Origin of the sequence: Hyunsoonleella sp. 2307UL5-6 (assembly GCF_047345485.1) — a bacterium.
Lineage (GTDB): Bacteria > Bacteroidota > Bacteroidia > Flavobacteriales > Flavobacteriaceae > Jejuia.
In genome coordinates, this window is record NZ_JBLFEN010000005.1 from 22268 (window position 1) to 39547 (window position 17280).

Annotated in this window: 20 protein-coding genes and 1 tRNA gene; 12 read left to right on the plus strand and 9 right to left on the minus strand. The window is 33.5% G+C overall.

Features of this window, described 5'->3' with window-relative positions:
* Nucleotide 1 precedes the first annotated feature (1 nt).
* Together ACKGJY_RS10125 and ACKGJY_RS10130 are read left to right on the plus strand one after the other, a co-directional pair.
* Nucleotides 2-763 (plus strand): LytR/AlgR family response regulator transcription factor, encoded by a 762-nt coding sequence (locus ACKGJY_RS10125; protein WP_413973773.1) that lies wholly within the window; start codon nt 2-4, stop codon nt 761-763.
* 202 nt (nt 764-965) lie between these two features.
* Complete coding sequence (locus tag ACKGJY_RS10130; protein WP_413973774.1) at nt 966-1367, plus strand: DUF4345 domain-containing protein; 402 nt, start codon at nt 966-968, stop codon at nt 1365-1367.
* Here the strand turns inward: ACKGJY_RS10130 and ACKGJY_RS10135 are convergent.
* The 4 genes from ACKGJY_RS10135 to ACKGJY_RS10150 form a co-directional block, all read right to left on the minus strand.
* Nucleotides 1338-1541: a hypothetical protein gene (locus ACKGJY_RS10135; RefSeq protein ID WP_413973775.1), complete on the minus strand. Its 204-nt coding sequence runs from the start codon at nt 1539-1541 to the stop codon at nt 1338-1340. The genes ACKGJY_RS10130 and ACKGJY_RS10135 overlap by 30 nt on opposite strands.
* Nucleotides 1542-1818: 277 nt before the next feature.
* Nucleotides 1819-2070, minus strand: coding sequence for a hypothetical protein (locus ACKGJY_RS10140; protein WP_413973776.1), 252 nt, complete (start codon nt 2068-2070; stop codon nt 1819-1821).
* 30 nt (nt 2071-2100) lie between these two features.
* Nucleotides 2101-3492 (minus strand): radical SAM protein, encoded by a 1392-nt coding sequence (locus tag ACKGJY_RS10145; protein WP_413973777.1) that lies wholly within the window; start codon nt 3490-3492, stop codon nt 2101-2103.
* Nucleotides 3493-3562: 70 nt separating this feature from the next.
* Entirely contained in the window at nt 3563-4303 is a 741-nt protein-coding gene (locus tag ACKGJY_RS10150) for a prolipoprotein diacylglyceryl transferase (RefSeq protein ID WP_413973778.1), read from the minus strand.
* A gap of 194 nt (nt 4304-4497) precedes the next feature.
* Here ACKGJY_RS10150 and ACKGJY_RS10155 point away from each other — a divergent pair, with 194 nt between their 5' ends.
* From ACKGJY_RS10155 to ACKGJY_RS10170, 4 genes are all read left to right on the plus strand, one after another.
* Nucleotides 4498-5631 (plus strand): T9SS type A sorting domain-containing protein, encoded by a 1134-nt coding sequence (locus ACKGJY_RS10155; protein ID WP_413973779.1) that lies wholly within the window; start codon nt 4498-4500, stop codon nt 5629-5631.
* A 94-nt stretch (nt 5632-5725) separates the two neighbouring features.
* Nucleotides 5726-6376, plus strand: coding sequence for a hypothetical protein (locus ACKGJY_RS10160; RefSeq protein ID WP_413973780.1), 651 nt, complete (start codon nt 5726-5728; stop codon nt 6374-6376).
* A 274-nt stretch (nt 6377-6650) separates the two neighbouring features.
* Nucleotides 6651-7646: a tRNA dihydrouridine synthase DusB gene (gene dusB, locus ACKGJY_RS10165; protein ID WP_413973781.1), complete on the plus strand. Its 996-nt coding sequence runs from the start codon at nt 6651-6653 to the stop codon at nt 7644-7646.
* 15 nt (nt 7647-7661) lie between these two features.
* Nucleotides 7662-7940, plus strand: a complete 279-nt coding sequence (locus tag ACKGJY_RS10170) for a SelT/SelW/SelH family protein (RefSeq protein WP_413973782.1) — start codon at nt 7662-7664, stop codon at nt 7938-7940.
* 530 nt (nt 7941-8470) lie between these two features.
* Here the strand turns inward: ACKGJY_RS10170 and ACKGJY_RS10175 are convergent.
* From ACKGJY_RS10175 to rbfA, 5 genes are all read right to left on the minus strand, one after another.
* Nucleotides 8471-9088, minus strand: a complete 618-nt coding sequence (locus tag ACKGJY_RS10175; RefSeq protein WP_413973783.1) for a hypothetical protein — start codon at nt 9086-9088, stop codon at nt 8471-8473.
* Nucleotides 9081-9467: a DUF6915 family protein gene (locus tag ACKGJY_RS10180; protein ID WP_413973784.1), complete on the minus strand. Its 387-nt coding sequence runs from the start codon at nt 9465-9467 to the stop codon at nt 9081-9083. Before ACKGJY_RS10180 ends, ACKGJY_RS10175 begins: the two co-directional genes overlap by 8 nt.
* 32 nt (nt 9468-9499) lie before the next feature.
* Nucleotides 9500-12223: a DNA methyltransferase gene (locus ACKGJY_RS10185; RefSeq protein ID WP_413973785.1), complete on the minus strand. Its 2724-nt coding sequence runs from the start codon at nt 12221-12223 to the stop codon at nt 9500-9502.
* Nucleotides 12224-12426: 203 nt separating this feature from the next.
* Nucleotides 12427-13632 (minus strand): ABC transporter permease, encoded by a 1206-nt coding sequence (locus ACKGJY_RS10190; RefSeq protein ID WP_413973786.1) that lies wholly within the window; start codon nt 13630-13632, stop codon nt 12427-12429.
* Nucleotides 13633-14037 (minus strand): 30S ribosome-binding factor RbfA, encoded by a 405-nt coding sequence (gene rbfA, locus ACKGJY_RS10195; RefSeq protein WP_413973787.1) that lies wholly within the window; start codon nt 14035-14037, stop codon nt 13633-13635.
* Between the two features lie 62 nt (nt 14038-14099).
* Between rbfA and mce the strand changes: the two genes are divergently transcribed.
* The 6 genes from mce (at nt 14100) to ACKGJY_RS10225 (ending at nt 17276) form a co-directional block, all read left to right on the plus strand.
* The gene (gene mce / locus ACKGJY_RS10200) at nt 14100-14513 is read left to right on the plus strand and encodes a methylmalonyl-CoA epimerase (protein ID WP_413973788.1); all 414 of its coding nucleotides are present in this window, start codon (nt 14100-14102) and stop codon (nt 14511-14513) included.
* Nucleotides 14514-14721: 208 nt separating this feature from the next.
* Nucleotides 14722-14979 carry a GIY-YIG nuclease family protein gene (locus ACKGJY_RS10205; RefSeq protein ID WP_413973789.1) on the plus strand — a complete coding sequence of 86 codons (258 nt, stop codon included), beginning with the start codon at nt 14722-14724 and terminating at the stop codon, nt 14977-14979.
* A tRNA-Ile gene (locus tag ACKGJY_RS10210) sits at nt 14957-15030 on the plus strand. The genes ACKGJY_RS10205 and ACKGJY_RS10210 overlap by 23 nt, the downstream gene beginning before the upstream one ends.
* Before the next feature lie 76 nt (nt 15031-15106).
* Entirely contained in the window at nt 15107-15532 is a 426-nt protein-coding gene (locus ACKGJY_RS10215) for a hypothetical protein (protein ID WP_413973790.1), read from the plus strand.
* 243 nt (nt 15533-15775) lie between these two features.
* Nucleotides 15776-16498: a DNA/RNA non-specific endonuclease gene (locus tag ACKGJY_RS10220; protein WP_413973791.1), complete on the plus strand. Its 723-nt coding sequence runs from the start codon at nt 15776-15778 to the stop codon at nt 16496-16498.
* 334 nt (nt 16499-16832) lie between these two features.
* Nucleotides 16833-17276, plus strand: coding sequence for a hypothetical protein (locus tag ACKGJY_RS10225; RefSeq protein WP_413973792.1), 444 nt, complete (start codon nt 16833-16835; stop codon nt 17274-17276).
* The last annotated feature ends 4 nt before the right edge of the window (nt 17277-17280 follow it).

Here is a 17280-nt window from a genome sequence, read left to right on the forward strand (position 1 = left end):
TATGACTACGACCTATACAACCATAATTATAGACGATGAAGCGCCAGCAAGATTGGGTTTAGAAAACTTGCTTAAAGCATTCCCTGAAACGTTTCAGGTTATTGATACAGCCCAAAATGTAACCGAAGCCAAAGAAAAAATAGAACGCTTAAACCCAGATATTATTTTTTTAGATATTGAAATGCCCGCGCAAACGGGGTTTGATTTATTAGCACAATTAAAAACAATACCTATTGTGGTGTTTTGTACCGCTTATAATCAATATGCTTTAGAAGCTTTTGAAACTAATAGTATCGATTATTTAGTAAAACCTGTAAAGGTAGAGCGTCTGCAAAAAACAGTAGAAAAATTAAAAACCTTTACTAAGAGTAAATCTTCAGAAGAAATTCTATCTATTTTAAAGGATATTTCGAATAAAAAAGCGGTTAAAAAAATGACCTCGATAACCGTAAAGAAAAACGACAAACTCATTTTTATAAAACTAGAAGACATCGCTTTTTTTGAAGCCGATAATAATTATACCACCATACACTGCGACGCTGAAAACTACCTAAGTACAGAATCTATTTCTGCTTTAGACCAAAAACTACCTGATAATTTTTTGAGGATTCACCGTGGGATCATTATTAATAAAGATTACGTAAATAATATTCAAAAATATTTTAATAGTCGATTTATAATTTCATTGAATAACAAAAAGGAAAACCAAGTTACTTCGGGTAGAAGTTATAATGAGGTTATAAAAAAATGGATACGTGATTAGTCTCATACTATCTTAATTGTTTGAACTTATAAAGTTTTGAGATGTATATATTATTATTTAAAGGAACTGAGTTATGCAATACTTTAAAATAAATCTCGCTTAAAAATATGATATTCAAACCTCACAGGTTTTAAAAACCTATGAGGTCTTTTCAGTTCTTGGCTAGAACTTTATTATTTTTGACTAACAGCAGTTATATAAAATGTTAAAAACCAAACAAGACATCATCAATAAAATACACTTAATAATTTCGGTTTTAATTGTGGTGCCAGTATCTTTCGTATATGGTTTTGATCCCGATTCACAATTTGATATTCATTTAAATACCATTGATGAGCATAACTTTTTTAAAGCCATTATGGGTTTGTATTTAGGCTTTTCTACACTTTGGGTTTTAGGAATTTTTAAAGCAAGTTACTTAAAACTTGCATTACTAAGCAACATGATTTTTATGCTAGGATTGGGTTTTGGACGCATACTTAGTTTAGCTATAGATGGTACGCCCACGTCTGGATATATATTTGGTACTATTGGCGAATTAGTGCTAGGGTTTTATGGTATTTGGATATTAAAATTAAGCCAACAAAGCACCACAAATTCCTAAACTTACTATAAGATATACTGCAGCTAAAATAAAGAAGACTTTTGCTGCTTTTTTGTTTTTCTTTAATAATAACGCTCCTATTATTGCAAGTAGGATTGCTGGCCCTAACATAATGGCTGCAAAAAAATACACCAAACCATCTAAATTCATATTTGGATTTAAAAGCGCTGTCATAATTTTCTATTTTAATACATTAATACGCCACATAAGCCCAAACCAACAATAGCGTAAACAACTGTTATAATGAGTAATATATTGGATAATTTTTTATTTTTAGAACGGACTGCAATTCCAATGATTAACAATAAAATGGGCACTCCAAAGGCTATAAAAATATATAGCAATATCAAGAAAAAATAATTATTATTTGGCCCATCAATCAATAAGTAATTCATCATCCCCATATTCAAATATTTAAAAATAGTACCATATAAGAAGGCTTAATTACAAATTAAGCTTTATTGTATGTTTTATGTGCTATCTTCTTTTTGGCTAAAATAGCATAAAATTTTCGTGGTGATATTTTTAAGTCTTTGGTAATATCACTTACTTTTTTCTTTCCTTTTTTATAGAGTTTTAAATTCTCGTTTACTTTTTTATTAAAAAAGTGTTTTTCTAATTTCTCAACAATTTCTAAGGCTGATAAGTTAGAATCATTTGCATACGTTTCAATAGCTGCTTTAATTTCTGCTAAATTGCTCATATTAGTTATTTTTAAAAGTCTTGAAATCTATTATATCTCATTTCTAAGTTCCTCCAAACGTGTTTTTTTATCATCTCGATAAAACAAATTCATGGTTTCAAAAGGGATAATTTTATTGTCTTTATCCACAATATGCACACAGGATTTTTTTATGGCGCGTACATCAAAGTTATAAGCATCAATAAATTGCATAATAATGATACGAAATAAATTATCGTAACCCAAGTTTGGCGCATCAATATTTGGCAAGCAGCACATAATGCTTTTCAGATTTTCTTCGGCAACCTCAACCGAATTTCCTGTGCTAAATAACTCAATCATTTTGTCCTGTAATTGTGAGTCTTGTTCGTAAATAATGGTATTTTTACTATTATCTAGCAAATCATTTGGGTTAATATAACGCGTTAAAGGGAACACCTCATCATCCAATTTCAAAGCATAACCCATCACCAAGGCATCAGGATTGCAAGGTACGGGTAGTAAATCATCTGGATTAAAAATATCGGTTTGTTCCATTATTTTTCGGCGCACTTCGGTAAGTGTCATTCTATCGGTTTCAGGATTAAAATGCTCTAAACGACCCGCAATTTGCGTAGGTTGCAGCGTTACACCACGCAAACATTTTTGTTTTAAAGCATAATCAATAATTTTCCCTATTTCATGGTCGTTCAAACCTTTTTGAAGCGTTACCACCAACGTCGTTGATAGGTTTACAGCATTCAAATTAGCAATGGCTTGCTCACGAATATCATTCAAATCCGCACCACGAAGTTCGCGCAACACGCTATTTTCAAACGAGTCAAACTGCAAATAAATTTCAAAATCTGGCGCGTAGGTTTTTAGTCGTTCCGCGAAAGCGCTATCCTTTGCAATTTTAATGCCGTTGGTGTTCAACATTAAATGCCTAATTGGGAGCGATTTTGCATAATCCATAATCTCCCAAAACTGCGGATGAATGGTGGGTTCGCCACCCGAAATTTGTACCACATCAGGCTCTTTTTCGTTCCTAACAATTGTGTCTAACATTGCTTTTACCTCGTCTAAAGTGCGGTGCCTGCCATAGGTTGGCGATGAGCCCGCGTAACAGGTTGGGCAGGTTAAATTACAACGGTCTGTAACCTCCACAACCGTTAAACAAGAATGCTGCTCATGGTCGGGGCACAATCCGCAATCATAAGGACAACCATAATGGGTTTGCGTGTTAAATTTATATGGCGTTTCACTTGGTTTGTTGTAGTTTCTAATATTTTTGTAATACTCAATATCATCCGCAATTAACACCTTTGAGTTTCCGTGCTCGTTGCAACGTTTCAGCATGTACACATTGCCATTTTCAAAAACAATTTTGGCATCTACACGCTTTAAACACTCGTGGCAGAGACTTAATGTAAAATCGTAATAGGTGTATTTTCTAACTGGCATAAATTTTTTATTTTAAAGATTCCTTTAATCCCTCTAAAAGAGGAAAGTCAAATTGGGTATTATTTGGTTATTATTTTCTTCTCTTCGGGGAGGTTAGTAGGGACTTATAATACACCCAACAAACTATGCACAATATTTGAATCGTACTTAACCCAAACATATAAAAAACATTTGGTTTTAAAAATTCTATACAAAAGCGAAACCCGAAATATAAAATCATAAACCATTTAAACAGATCGCCATTTTTTAAATCATGATGCTTTTGTAGCTGTTTCAAACTAAAAAAAAGTAGAATTAAAAACACCAATTCGTATAAAGATGTTGGATGTCGTAATACACCGTCTCCCAAATCTATTCCCATAAAAAACGACGTTTCTTTTCCGTAGGTAAACTCTTTTATTCCAGATAAAAAGCAACCGATACGCCCAATAAAAATGCCTAAGATAATTGGGAATACAAACAAATCGCCCGAAGATTTGGTTTCACCAATGCGTTTTTTAGCAAACTCAACCCCCAATAAACCTCCAAATAAACCGCCCATAATGGTTTTGGTGTTTAATAATTTAATAAGGTTATCTTGCGAAAATTCAATCATCGGGTTTTCCAGAAAGCCTATCAATCTGGAGCCAATAAGCGCTCCCAAAGCAGCACCCAAAATTATGGATAAGCGATTATTTAAGGAGATAACATCTTTCTGTTTTCGCCTTAACATCACATAATACCGAAATCCCACAAAAAATGCCAAATACTCTAATATTAAATGAATATTTACAGGGTATCCAAAAAGTTCTGGCTCAAAAGGTATTTGCACTAAATTATAAAGGTGTTGATTAACGCGTTGTATTTTAACAAAATTAGTCTTTAAAAAAGAGTATCAATATAACATCTCATACCTCAAGCATTACTCTAATTGACATCTTCTAACAGTATGTATTTAAAATGCGTAACAGGCTTATTATTAAAATTTTATACTAATTTTGCTGTACAACCACCAAAAATACTATAATGAAACGATTATTTACGCTAACTTTTTTTCTTTTTGGAATAGTTAACTCCAATGCACAAATATCTAACGTACAAGAAGAGTTTCCTTTACCTGCCAGTTTAAGTGAATCATCTGGAGCTATAATGATTAATGGTAAACTAATTACCCACAACGATTCTGGCGGACAAAACGAACTGTATGAGTTAGATTTAAATACCCAAACGGTAACAAGAACAGTAACTATTACAAACGCAACTCATATAGATTGGGAAGATATTACGCAAGACGACACCCATATTTATATTGGAGATTTTGGCAACAATAATGGTGATAGAACCGATTTAAAAATTTATAAAATTTTGAAAACTGACTACTTAATTAGTACATCAGTAACTGCCGAAATTATTAATTTTAGTTATGCAAATCAATCTGATTTTACATCAAATCCACAAAACACGCCTTGGGATGCTGAGGCGATACTCTCATTAAACACCACAGACTTGGTACTAATAAGTAAAAATTGGGTTAACGGTATATCTAGCGCATACATTATTTCTAAAACTCCTGGTACTTACAGTTTAGCTCCACTATCTTCAACCTTAAATAGTGGCGGTTTAATTACTGGCGCAACCTTTAATACACTAAGTGGAAAAATATATTTGGTAGGGTATACAACCGTTTTACAGCCATTTATATGGAGTAGCGATAATTTTTCTGGCACTGATATTTTTTCTGGTAATAATACCCAAACTATGTTATCATCATTACAATTAGAACAAACTGAAGCGATAACCTATACAAGCGAAAAGGATTATTTACTCACCTCAGAACGTTTTAATAGAAATGTAGGTGGTTTTACGTTTTCAGATACTGCAAAATTAGTGTCGTTTTCAACATCAGATACGACGTTGTCTTTAAAGACTGCGCCAACTAATTCCAAAAATATCTCATTATATCCAAATCCAGTTTCGCAATTATTACATATTAAAGGTAATCATATAACTTATGTGCAACTATTAAATATGCAATCTGCACCACTTTATAAAAATACAGGTAAAACTATAGATATGTCTTTGTATAGTTCTGGCATTTATATAGTAAAAATAAATTTTAGTGATGGCTCATATACTTTAAAAAAAGTAATAAAACTTTAACTCTAAACACCTTTTAAATAGCCGATTATACTTTAATCTAAAAATCCTGATATTTATATTCTTCCTTGTATATTTGCAGCCAAATTAAACGTTTATGTTCAAAAAAATAATCTCGCTAGTAATACTAAGTTTAGTATTAAGCTCTTGTTGGAAAGATAAAAGTCCAGAAGATTTAATTCGGTTAAAGGATAAATTTAAATCTCAAGTCTCCACGTTTGAAAATAAAAAAGAATCTGCAAATAAGTTTGTAAGTAAGGGATTAACATCTTTAGGTGCTTTAAAATCGGCTTTAGAAGATGCAAAAAATGAAGATAAGGAATTTGCAAAAGTTTATGGCGATTGGGAAAAGGTAAACAAACGTGTAAATAACTTAAATAAAGAATACGAAGATTTAAAAACGAAGGCTACAAATTTATTTAAAGCTATGGAAACGCAAACCAATAGTTTAAGTGATGAAAAAAGTAAATCTACCTTACTTCGTGCTATTAGTAAGGCAAAAACAAAGTACAATGCTACATTGGCCAATACCTCGCAAGCTATTGATAAACTTAGATTATTACATGGTGATGCCGTAGAAGTGGTGAAGGCGCTAGAAGTTGCTGCTGCCTTAAACTCGTTTGATGCTATAAACGGACAAATGCAAAGTATAGAAGACCGCGTTGATGGTATTATGGCAGAACTTAATGTTGCCGTTGTAGAAAGCAAAAAACTTTACGAGAAAAAAATTACAGAGTTAGGAGAGTAAACATAACTCTATAATAATTTACAGACCTCACAGGTTTTAAAAACCTGTGAGGTCTTTTTTATTTTAAAAAACTTAATCGAAAAGAATTCCTCGACGCTCTGCGTCGAGGTTTCCATTGAAATTGTCATCCCGAACTTGTTTCGGGATCTAAATAACATAATTTCGGTTTTTTGACCAAAAAGTAAAAATAAAACGAGCGAAATACCTCTATGGCTCTGCCTCGAGGATAGTGCGTTTCAAGAAATTATTTTATTTTTGCATCAAAATATTTTTTTTGGTTAAAATAGACAACATAGAACTTGGCGAATTTCCGTTACTTTTGGCACCTATGGAAGACGTGAGCGATCCACCATTTCGAGCCTTATGTAAGGAGCAAGGTGCCGATGTGGTGTACACCGAATTTGTATCTAGCGAAGGTTTAATCCGTAACGCTGCTAAAAGCGTGATGAAGTTGGATATTTACGAAAAAGAACGACCAGTTGGCATTCAAATATTTGGAGCAAACTTAGATAGTATGCTGCAAACCATTGATATTGTTGAAAAATCTAAACCAGATATCATCGATATTAATTTTGGATGTCCCGTAAAAAAAGTAGTAAGTAAAGGTGCAGGTGCAGGTATTTTAAAAGACATCTGCATGATGGAAAAACTCACTGCAGAAATGGTTAAACGCACCAACTTACCTATTACCGTAAAAACGCGTTTAGGTTGGGATCACGATTCTATAAAAATTGTTGAGGTGGCCGAACGTTTACAGGACGTAGGCTGTAAAGCCATTGCCATACATGGACGTACACGCGCCCAAATGTATAAGGGTGAAGCCGATTGGAAACCTATTGCTGCCGTAAAAAATAACCCACGCATGCACATTCCTGTATTTGGAAATGGCGATGTAAATACACCCGAAAAAGCAGTATTAATGCGTGATGAATTTGGATTAGATGGCGCTATGATTGGGCGTGCCAGTATTGGTAACCCTTGGTTTTTCAAACAGGTAAAACACTACTTTAAAACAGGCGAACACTTACCGCCTATTTCTTTAGAAGAACGTGTAGAAGCTGCACGCCGCCACTTACAAATGTCTATAGATTGGAAAGGCGAAATTTTAGGTGTTTTTGAAACCCGACGCCATTATACCAATTACTTTAAAGGCATTCCGCATTTTAAAGAATACCGCATGAAAATGGTAACATCAGACCATTCTGAAGATGTATTTGCAGCTTTTGATGAGGTGTTAGAGAAGTTTTCTGGGTATCAGTTTATCGTTTAAAACAACAATATTTTTATGAACAACCACATTAAAATTGTGTACTGTACTCAATGCAGATGGCTACTAAGAGCCACTTGGATGTCTCAAGAAGTATTAACTACATTTAATGATGAGGTTGATGAACTTACCTTAGTTCCTAGTACAGGCGGGATTTTTGAAATTTATGCAAATGATAAGCAAATTTGGTCACGAAAAGAAATGAAAGGCTTTCCTGAAATTACCGAATTGAAAAAACGCGTTAGAGATGTAATAGCTCCAGAGAGAGATTTAGGTCATATAGATCGGAAAAAATAATTTTTTGTGACACACACCCCTTACTCCCCTCTTTTTAGAGGGGAAACTCATACCTAACAGTTTTAGCACATTACAGACTACGCTAGCTTAATTCTTAAAAAACATGTACTAGATTTTTATTTGGGCAAATGGCAAGCCACCGCGCTATCCGCTGTATCTTTTTAGAACGTCATAGCCAGTGCGAATAACGTGGCTATCTACTCCAAGTAGTGTCTAGCATATTAAATAGTGCCAATTTTTTCTAAAAAGGATGCCGCTACTATCGCTTTAGCGGGTGTCTGCTAGTTTTGTTTTATGCCTGTAAGCCTTGTTTTACTTGGATAGCTGTTTTCATTTAGACAATTAAAAAATTGCCCATTATATAATTGTGTTTTCCTGCGAAGGTTTATAATTTAAGACATATAGTTGAATGAGAATAACATATTACAAAAACTAAAGACCTCACAGGTTTCTAAAACCTGTGAGGTCTCTTTTATATTTTTGTAAAACAGTTTTAAAATCGGTGTTTAACACCTATAATGTTGCAGTAATTAAAGTGGTTTAATACGAAAATCGGTGGATTTATCATCTTCATAATAAATATTTTCAGTGTCAATACGTATACCTTTTTTGGTTATTTCTACTTTGGCGCGTCGTCCAAAAACGTAAATAAAATAGTAAGGCTTATAAAAATCGTAAAGCGATTTTAAAAAGGCAATGATTAAGTTTAAAGGCTCAATTAAAGGCGTGCATTTTAGTTGTATGGCAGCCTCCTTTTCCTTCCATGTTTCCCAATCTTTAACAGAGGTGTTATCTTTACCTTCCCAAAATTTATGATTATCTTCTTGTAGGCCCATAAAAGAAAACTTCCAGTCTTCAATATCAAACCAATCTAGGCCACCAAGCATAAAGTAAAACTTTTTGTTTACCAAAAAAGAATGTAAATCAAAACACATGTAATTATCGTTATAATCTTGGTATTGATGCCATTCTAAAGCCTCTAATTGCGGATAATTTTTAAACACTTGCTGGAAAAACCGTTTTATAAATTCCAATTCTTGGTGTTGGTCGCCATAACCACCAAAATGATAATAATAAGCTTTTAAATCTTCAAGAATTTGTTGTGGGTCGTTACTTTTACAAGCCACATCATAAGCGCTTTCAGTCATTGTTAAAAGGGATAAATTTAGAATTTGTTTTTTCCTCAATTTTTAATCGAGATGCCGGAAAACCGTTGCCATTCATCCAGGATTTATAGTCTATTTCCTGAAGATAATCTTGTGCGGTAGGAATAAATTTTCCGCCAAAATCTTCTAGAATATGCTGTTCTGCAATGGCTTTTGTCGATACTTTTTTGCCATCGGCATTAATAATAAAAACACCAAAAACGCGCTCTATAACATGGTTTACAAACCAACTGTTGTGGGTTAAGGCTCTGTGACGGTTATCGGCAAAAACAGATTTGCTATCGTCTAGAAAGTTATGGATGTCTATATAATCTTCAAAAATGCCGCCAAAGGTTTTAACGCTACTAAAGGCGTGAATCATGGGTTTGGACATGGTTTTTTCGGTATTAAATGTTACGTTTTCTTTTTACTGTTCAATAACGGTGCGGTGTATTGGTTATACAACTCAAACAAAAATTCAATTCTGGTATTTTCGTTAGTAAAAGCTTGTGGGCGGTAGCATAAATCTACAGCTTTATCTAGTGCTTGGTGCGCTTTTACCAGTTTTGGTGGCATAGTGAGCGGATGGTACAAATCTGCCAAACTACTCTCAGGAAACTCTAAACGCACATCTAAAACCTGTTGCGCTTTGGTTGCTACGTTTTTCTTGTTTTTGTCGCTTGGGTCTTTGGGCCATGGGTAGTTGTTGTAAACTAGATTGTTTGAATATCTAAAATCACTTTTAAGTTTACCTGCAACAGTTCGTATCCAATTATTATGCATCAGTGATTGCAGAATTCCAAATTGATATTTTGTTGCATCTGGCAAACCATAAGCACTATCTGCTAGAATAGTTTCTTTAGAAATATAACCTATTGGAAGATAATTTCTTTTATGTGATGAAACCCTTGGTATTAAAAGATAATTACTTGTAGGTTGTCTTAAATCTCCAAATAAGTATGGTGTTTTAGATTTAGAATTTACTGATTTGCTTTTAGCATTTTCACGAAATTGTTTACAACGGTTAATTCTTTCTATTAAATATGGTGATTCCCTAATGATCTTAGGGCTAACATTTAAGAGCCAAAAGCAATATCTCCATTTGTTATTTAGCATTTCGTAAGATCCACCATATTTTTTGATGTAATTTTTTAATTCAGGTTCATTTTTTAATAGATTCTTTTTCTCGTCTAGACTTAAAAGTAAATTTCCGTCATCATAAGGTATATTTCCTCTTATCATTTTTTGGGTTTGACAAATCGGATTTCTAGTCTTTTCAATAAAGATGTTTTTTCCATTGACGAGATAAGGATTAATATTTTTTGCCTTAATTTCAAATGGCTCTCCATTTATGTCTTGATAATCATATAATCTTTTTTCTTTATTTATTGTGGAAAAACCAATAATCACACAATGAACCGCAGCTTTACCTTTTGCATCATTTGTCCAATTAAATGTTCTATGGGCAAAATTAATTTTTAAGCCCATTTTGTTTATGATTTGAGACCATAAAATTGACACTTGTTCTCCTTGACTTATCGAGTTTGTAGAAACAAAAGCTGTATCAATTTTGGTTTTCATCATGAATTTAGCTGCTAAATAATACCAAGCTGCTACGTAATCAAGTTTGCCATGATTAATATTCTCATCAAAAGCCATATTCATATCTTCAACTTGTGTTTTGGTCTTCATCGCAGCCCCTATAAACGGCGGATTCCCAATAATATAAGACAGTTCGTTTTTAGCCACTACGGTTTCCCAATCTATTCTTAAGGAATTTCCGTGTACAATTTTAGCAGCTTTTTTAAGCGGTAAACGCGCAAAATATTGCCCAAACTCTTCACTTACGCGCATATTCATTTGGTGGTCTATCAACCACATGGCTACTTCGGCTATTTTGCTGGCAAACTCGTCGTACTCAATGCCATAAAATTGGTCTACGTCTAGCCATAAAATGCTTTCAATATTTGTGGCTATTTGGCTTTTAAACAGTTCGCGTAAAATATCAATTTCTAAAAGGCGCAATTCGCGGTAGGTAATAATTAAAAAATTACCGCTACCACAGGCAGGATCTAAAAATTTTAAGGTGGAAAGTTTATAATGAAATTCCTTTAGTTTTTTGGTGTTCGATTTTATTTTCTCGAATTCTGCCCGCAATTCGTCCAGAAACAACGGTTTTATAAGTTTAAAAATATTTTTCTCTGAGGTGTAATGGGCGCCTAAATTGCGGCGTTCCTCAGGATTCATCACACTTTGAAACAAGGAGCCGAAAATGGCTGGTGATATTTTTCCCCAATCCAGTGCCGAGGCTTCTAGCAAAATACTACGCATATTTGCATTAAAGGCTGCAATGGGTAATGGCTCTTCAAACAGTTTGCCATTTACATACGGAAATTGGTTGAGGTGTTCATCTAAGTTTGTAAGTCGGGTGTCTTTTGGCGTGTTTAGTACTTGAAAAAATTGCGCCATGAGTGCGCCTAAATCGCTACCATCTTCGTTGGTTTTAAGTTCTACAAATTCTTTAAAGGTGTTGCGCTCAAAAATACTAGTATCATCGGCAAAAAGTATAAATAATAAACGCACTAAATATACTTCTAGATGATGCCCTTGGTAGCCAAAGGTTTCGAGTTGGTCGTGCAACTTACCCATTAATTCGGCAGCTTTTATATTTACAGGGTCTTCTTCTTGAAACGTGCGTTTTTGGTAGCCTGCTATAAAACCAAATAGTTTGACGTTTTTGTAGAGTTCGGCTACTGGAAACTCGTGTTCTGTGGCGTCGTCTAAATTGTATAGTTTTAATCTGGCAAAATCTGATACTAAAATATATTTTGGTAATTCGTGCTCTTTAAGTCCGGGAAAATAATCGGTGGCTTGTGTGTATGCTTTTTCTAAATCTTTATCTTTCGATTTGTGTTCTACTAGCAGCGTGCCTTTCCAGAATAAATCTATAAATCCTTGATGACCGCTTAATTTTTTTACTGGTGCTTCAAACGTTGCAACGCGCCTTCTGGAAATGCCAAACACGTTAAAAAAGTCGTTCCAGAAGCTATCTTTTTCGGCACGTTCTCTGGTTTCGTCTGCCCATTCGTTAGAGAATTTTAAGGCTCTGTCTTTAATCTCGTTCCAGCTTAATGCCATATAAAAAAGGGAGTTATGTTGTATTTACACAAATGTAAGTGATTACTGTAAGATATAAAACTGACTATTATATTGATTACCAACGTTAGCAAGCACGCCCCGCGAGAAGGATTGAACGGCATGTTTGAAATCCCCGACGCAGGAGGGATTGAGTAGTGAAAGCCTGTTTGCCATTTTTTATGGCAACTCGCCCAAAAGAAAAATTAATTGTCCGTTACTAGTTTTTCGGTAACGCGTGTGGCACTTATTTTGGAAGATACAATGCCTAAAACCGAAATGGTAATGAAAACAAGCGCTAAATTTTCTAGCTTTATACTTACGGGATACGCTAATGTTGGCGTTATTGGCACTAAACCAAATGTTTGTTGAAATACCACGACTAATATGCCTAAAAGCAACCCTACAATGCAACCTACAAGCGTGATTACAGACCCTTGTATAAAGAAAATGTTACGCATGTGCTTTACGGGAACTCCTAAATTAAATAGTGTGTTTAGTGATGGTTTTTTTTCTAAAATCATCATGATAATAGAGCCTATTACGTTAAAAATTAATAGTGCCGATACTAGTGTGAGTAACAAGTAAATCAATAGGTTTTCGCTATTTAGCATTTTATAGAGTGCATCGTTTAACTGCATGCGGTTTTTTACCGCAACGGTATTCCCTAAAATGGTTTGAATTTGTGCTGTTACAGCAGCCTCGTTTGCACCTTCGTTTAACTTAAATTCTATTGCAGAAATTTGATTGGGCTTGTAATTTAATAAGCGTTGAGCTAAACTAAGAGACGCGTATACGTAGTTATCGTTTAGTTTTTCGTTAATATCGAAAATACCAACGTTTAATGCTTTAACACTATTAAATGCATTTTTTGTTGATGTTATTTGGCCTTTTCCTGGTTTTGGCACATAAATATTTACCTGTTTACCGTAGTCTAAAACACCAAAAGACAGGTTTTGAGACACGCCCCAACCTGCTACAATTTGGTTGGTATTTGGCGCTAACCAACTGCCATAGGGTATTACCGATGTAATACTGCTTACTTTATCGTAGTTGGCGTCTACACCTTTTATGCTGGCTAGGTAATTTTTACCATCAGCATATACAATAACGCGTTCTTCTATAATTTCGGAATACAATGCGATATCTTCAATAGCTGTTAATGCGTCTCGTTGGGTATCTGTAATGTTAAAAGATTTACCAATAACGGTTTCGGCTTTTAAATCTGGATCTACAATGGTGGAGAATTGAAGGGTAAAATCTTTTAAACCTGCAAAGCCAGAAAGTACTACAAAAAGAGATGCAGCACCTAAAACTACGCCAACTAAAGCAATTATGGTAATAAAATTAATAGCATTATTGCTGCTCTTAGAGCGTAAGTAACGTTTGGCGATATATAAAGAAATATTCAATTACGATTTCTTTCGTTTTTCTAATAAGTCTGGATTGTCTAGCGGGTTTTCTTTTCCTTTTAAAGACTGTTCTATACGGTCTATATACTCTAAAGAATCGTCTATAAAAAACTCTAAATTAGGCATACGGCGTAGTTGGTTTTTGGTGCGTTGTGCCATTTCATGACGAATTAAAGGCGTGTTGCTCCTAATACCTTCTACTAGCGCTTTTGCTTTGTTATTTGGAAAAATACTTAAATATACTTTTGCAACCGATAAATCTACCGTCACTTTTACTTTAGATACCGATATGATAACACCGCGCATACCACCTTGAGTGGCTGCACCTTGTAATACATCAACCAAATCGTGCTGTAATACCGATCCTATTTTTTTTTGTCTTTGACTTTCCTCTACGTTACTCATTCTTAAGTTTTATACTGCAAAAATAATGGATATTTTGTATCTTTCTGTAAAAGTAACGTTTAATGAACAAAATAGAACATATTGGCATTGCGGTAAAACATTTAAAAGATGCTAATACCTTATTTGAAAAGCTATTTGGCATACCAAATTATAAAGTTGAGGAAGTGGAAAGCGAAGGCGTGAATACCTCGTTTTTTAAAGTTGGAGACACTAAAATTGAATTGTTAGAGGCAACCGATGATGATAGCCCTATTGCAAAATTTATTAAAAAGAAGGGAGAAGGTATTCACCATATTGCTTTTGATGTTGATGATATAGAGGCTGAAATAGAGCGATTAACCAAAGAAGGGTTTACGGTAATACATAAAACTCCAAAAAAAGGCGCAGATAATAAATTGGTGGCGTTTTTACACCCAAAATCTACAAATGGTGTTTTAATTGAATTATGCCAAGAATTACCATTGCCATCAAAATAATAGTACGGTTTAAGTATAAAGTTAAATACAGTGGGTTTTGACGTTTCTTTTAAACAAAATTTCTTGTAGAGTTTTAAGAAATATAGTAATATTGCACACTCTTATTTATAAGAGCATTACATTTCGCGTAATAGGGCCTATAACTCAGTTGGTTACCTGCCTACCTGCCGGTTAGGCAGGCAGGGAGTATCTGACGAAACATATAAAGATGTTTGTTTACGTTCTTAGAAGTGATAAAGATGGAAGGTTTTATGTTGGTATTACCGCAACTATTGAAAAGCGGTTAAAAGAACATAATGCTGGAAAAACAAAAAGTACTAAAGGATATCGTCCTTGGAAATTGTTTTTCTTTGAAAGTTTTGATACAAGACAAGAAGCTAGAAAGCGAGAAAAGTATTTAAAAACTGGATATGGAAAACAATGGATAAAAGAAAAATATAATAGGGCCTATAACTCAGTTGGTTAGAGTATCTGACTCATAATCAGAAAGTCCCTGGTTCGAGCCCAGGTGGGCCCACTTTAAAACCCTAAACTTTTTTAGTTTGGGGTTTTTTAATTCTTACATCAAAAAACAAGTAAAGTTAATTATAGTTATGATTAAAAAGCTAAAAACTACTTTAACTATTATAATCTGTATCTTATATTTAGGCGCATTACTACAAGAATGTTATTTGGTAGATGGTCATTCTTCTATTGGTTCGTTTGGCGTTTTTGCATTGCTTTTAGGATGGATGCAGTTTGATACTGTAGCACTAGTTTGGTTAGCTAACCCTTTGTTTGTAGTAAGTTTACTGTTATTTGTTTTTTCAAAAAAGTTGAATTTGGGTTTGATATTAAGTGGTATTGCTTCAATTTTAGCAATTTATTTTTTGAATGTAACGGAGGTGCTAAGAGACGAATCGGGATATGTAGGTAAAATAACAGGTTACTTACTAGGGTATTGGATGTGGGTTTCAGCAAATGTACTTTGTTTCTTTTCTTTCGTCTTGAAGAAATGGCTTAATAAGAAACAGCAGTAGAAGTTAAAAAAAATACCTTAAAGTAATAAACTTAACAGTTACCTCAGCCTAATTTTGATGATACAGTACTCGTTTTATTCGCCAATAATTACCAAATTTTAATTATAGTAAAGCCATAATTATTTTTAATTGAAGCTTTTTACTTTTATCAGCTTATTATAAAATAAGTAGTGTTGCGTATTTTATTGTCTCGATAAAATATTTAAATTACAAAAGCTTAACAATTAACATTAAAACTATTACATGAAGCATCAAAATTTAAATAGAGAAGCTAGATATGGTGTGCCTGAAGCAGATCAAATTCTTTACAACAGGCATTACGCATTAGGGTATTCCTACTATTTTAGGCAAGCCAAATGGGCACTTGAAATAGTAGACCCAGATATGACTCAAGTAGTAAGGAAAGATTATTTTAGATCAGATTATCGCATACCTGAAGAGTTTAGAGCAGATAAAGACGTGTATGCTAATTCTGGGTACAATAGAGGACATCTTGTGGCTAGCGCTAACCAAATTGAAACCGAAATACAGAATAGTGAGACGTTTTTATTATCTAATATGTGCCCCCAAGTTCCAGAATTTAATAGTGGTATATGGAAACGACTAGAAGATGCCGTGAGACATTTAGACAGTGATAAAAAAGTATTTGAAACTTATGTTATTTCAGGGCCGTTGTTTTATTTTGATCAAGATGTTGTAATGATAGGAGACGATAATCCTAATATAAAAGTGTCTTTACCAATACCACATGCTTTTTTTAAATCTGTACTTACTGAAAGAAATACTGGCACTTTTAATATGTGGTCTTTTATAATTCCTAATAAAAAAACGAGTGCGCCTTTAGACGACTTTTTAGTAGAAACCTCTAAAGTTGAGAAAATTTCTGGTTTGTTTTTATGGGATACATTAAAAGGCACAAAAATTATGAATAAAAAGAATAGAATTAAAAAGATGTGGAGGCTTTAGCTCCATCAAAACAAGATATTTTTAAATGTGTGTGTTTAGTAAAATTATTACTATTAGTGGAGGGTTTTGCCTATAATAAAGTTTATAAATCACAATAAAATAATTTCAAATATTATATTTACTTAATTCTAATATTAAAACTATATAAGTCATCAAAAAATCTATTTATTATTTAAGATCAATCTTTATAATTTTATTATTATCCCTCACTTACAGTTCTTGTAATTCGCCAAAGTACAGTTATTTTTTTCATGAGGGTAAGTATGTAAACTTCAATAAAGGTAAGTGGCTACTCAATCAATCTCAGTCAAACTCTAAAATTTATGATACCGAATTGTATTATCAATCGTTAAAACAATTCAAAGAAATTATAGGAACTTCTTTGTTAGAAATTGATGACGTTAGACTTACAAATATTATTACTCCTGATATACCTTTTAATCTGTCTAAAAAAGAGTTAATTACATTACATGAAGACTCAGGATGCGATTATTTAATAAATATTTCTGGAAAAATACTAACTCAAAATGCTGGTATTTCCTTTAATTCTGACCCTTTTAACCATTATGCCACTAACGAGGCTAAAGTTTCATTAGCAATCTATAATCTTAAAAATGGAGAATTATTATCTGCTTCTGAAATTTTTGGCAAAGTAGAAGAAAGAGGTTCAGAATTTCGTAACAATGATATCCCTAGACTCGCTACAAGTTCTCATAACATAATGCTAACTGGTGCCAAAAAATTAATAAATAAGTATAAAAAGTATCAAATAAAATAAAGAG

Coding starts and splice junctions, on each gene's coding strand:
- ACKGJY_RS10205 (WP_413973789.1), top strand. CDS start 14,722: ATGTTTGTTTACGTTCTTAGAAGTGATAAAGATGGAAGGTTTTATGTT.
- ACKGJY_RS10160 (WP_413973780.1), top strand. CDS start 5,726: ATGTTCAAAAAAATAATCTCGCTAGTAATACTAAGTTTAGTATTAAGC.
- ACKGJY_RS10215 (WP_413973790.1), top strand. CDS start 15,107: ATGATTAAAAAGCTAAAAACTACTTTAACTATTATAATCTGTATCTTA.
- ACKGJY_RS10125 (WP_413973773.1), top strand. CDS start 2: ATGACTACGACCTATACAACCATAATTATAGACGATGAAGCGCCAGCA.
- mce (WP_413973788.1), top strand. CDS start 14,100: ATGAACAAAATAGAACATATTGGCATTGCGGTAAAACATTTAAAAGAT.
- ACKGJY_RS10175 (WP_413973783.1), bottom strand. CDS start 9,088: ATGACTGAAAGCGCTTATGATGTGGCTTGTAAAAGTAACGACCCACAA.
- ACKGJY_RS10170 (WP_413973782.1), top strand. CDS start 7,662: ATGAACAACCACATTAAAATTGTGTACTGTACTCAATGCAGATGGCTA.
- rbfA (WP_413973787.1), bottom strand. CDS start 14,037: ATGAGTAACGTAGAGGAAAGTCAAAGACAAAAAAAAATAGGATCGGTA.
- ACKGJY_RS10180 (WP_413973784.1), bottom strand. CDS start 9,467: ATGATTCACGCCTTTAGTAGCGTTAAAACCTTTGGCGGCATTTTTGAA.
- ACKGJY_RS10135 (WP_413973775.1), bottom strand. CDS start 1,541: ATGACAGCGCTTTTAAATCCAAATATGAATTTAGATGGTTTGGTGTAT.
- ACKGJY_RS10185 (WP_413973785.1), bottom strand. CDS start 12,223: ATGGCATTAAGCTGGAACGAGATTAAAGACAGAGCCTTAAAATTCTCT.
- ACKGJY_RS10130 (WP_413973774.1), top strand. CDS start 966: ATGTTAAAAACCAAACAAGACATCATCAATAAAATACACTTAATAATT.
- ACKGJY_RS10145 (WP_413973777.1), bottom strand. CDS start 3,492: ATGCCAGTTAGAAAATACACCTATTACGATTTTACATTAAGTCTCTGC.
- ACKGJY_RS10140 (WP_413973776.1), bottom strand. CDS start 2,070: ATGAGCAATTTAGCAGAAATTAAAGCAGCTATTGAAACGTATGCAAAT.
- ACKGJY_RS10155 (WP_413973779.1), top strand. CDS start 4,498: ATGAAACGATTATTTACGCTAACTTTTTTTCTTTTTGGAATAGTTAAC.
- ACKGJY_RS10220 (WP_413973791.1), top strand. CDS start 15,776: ATGAAGCATCAAAATTTAAATAGAGAAGCTAGATATGGTGTGCCTGAA.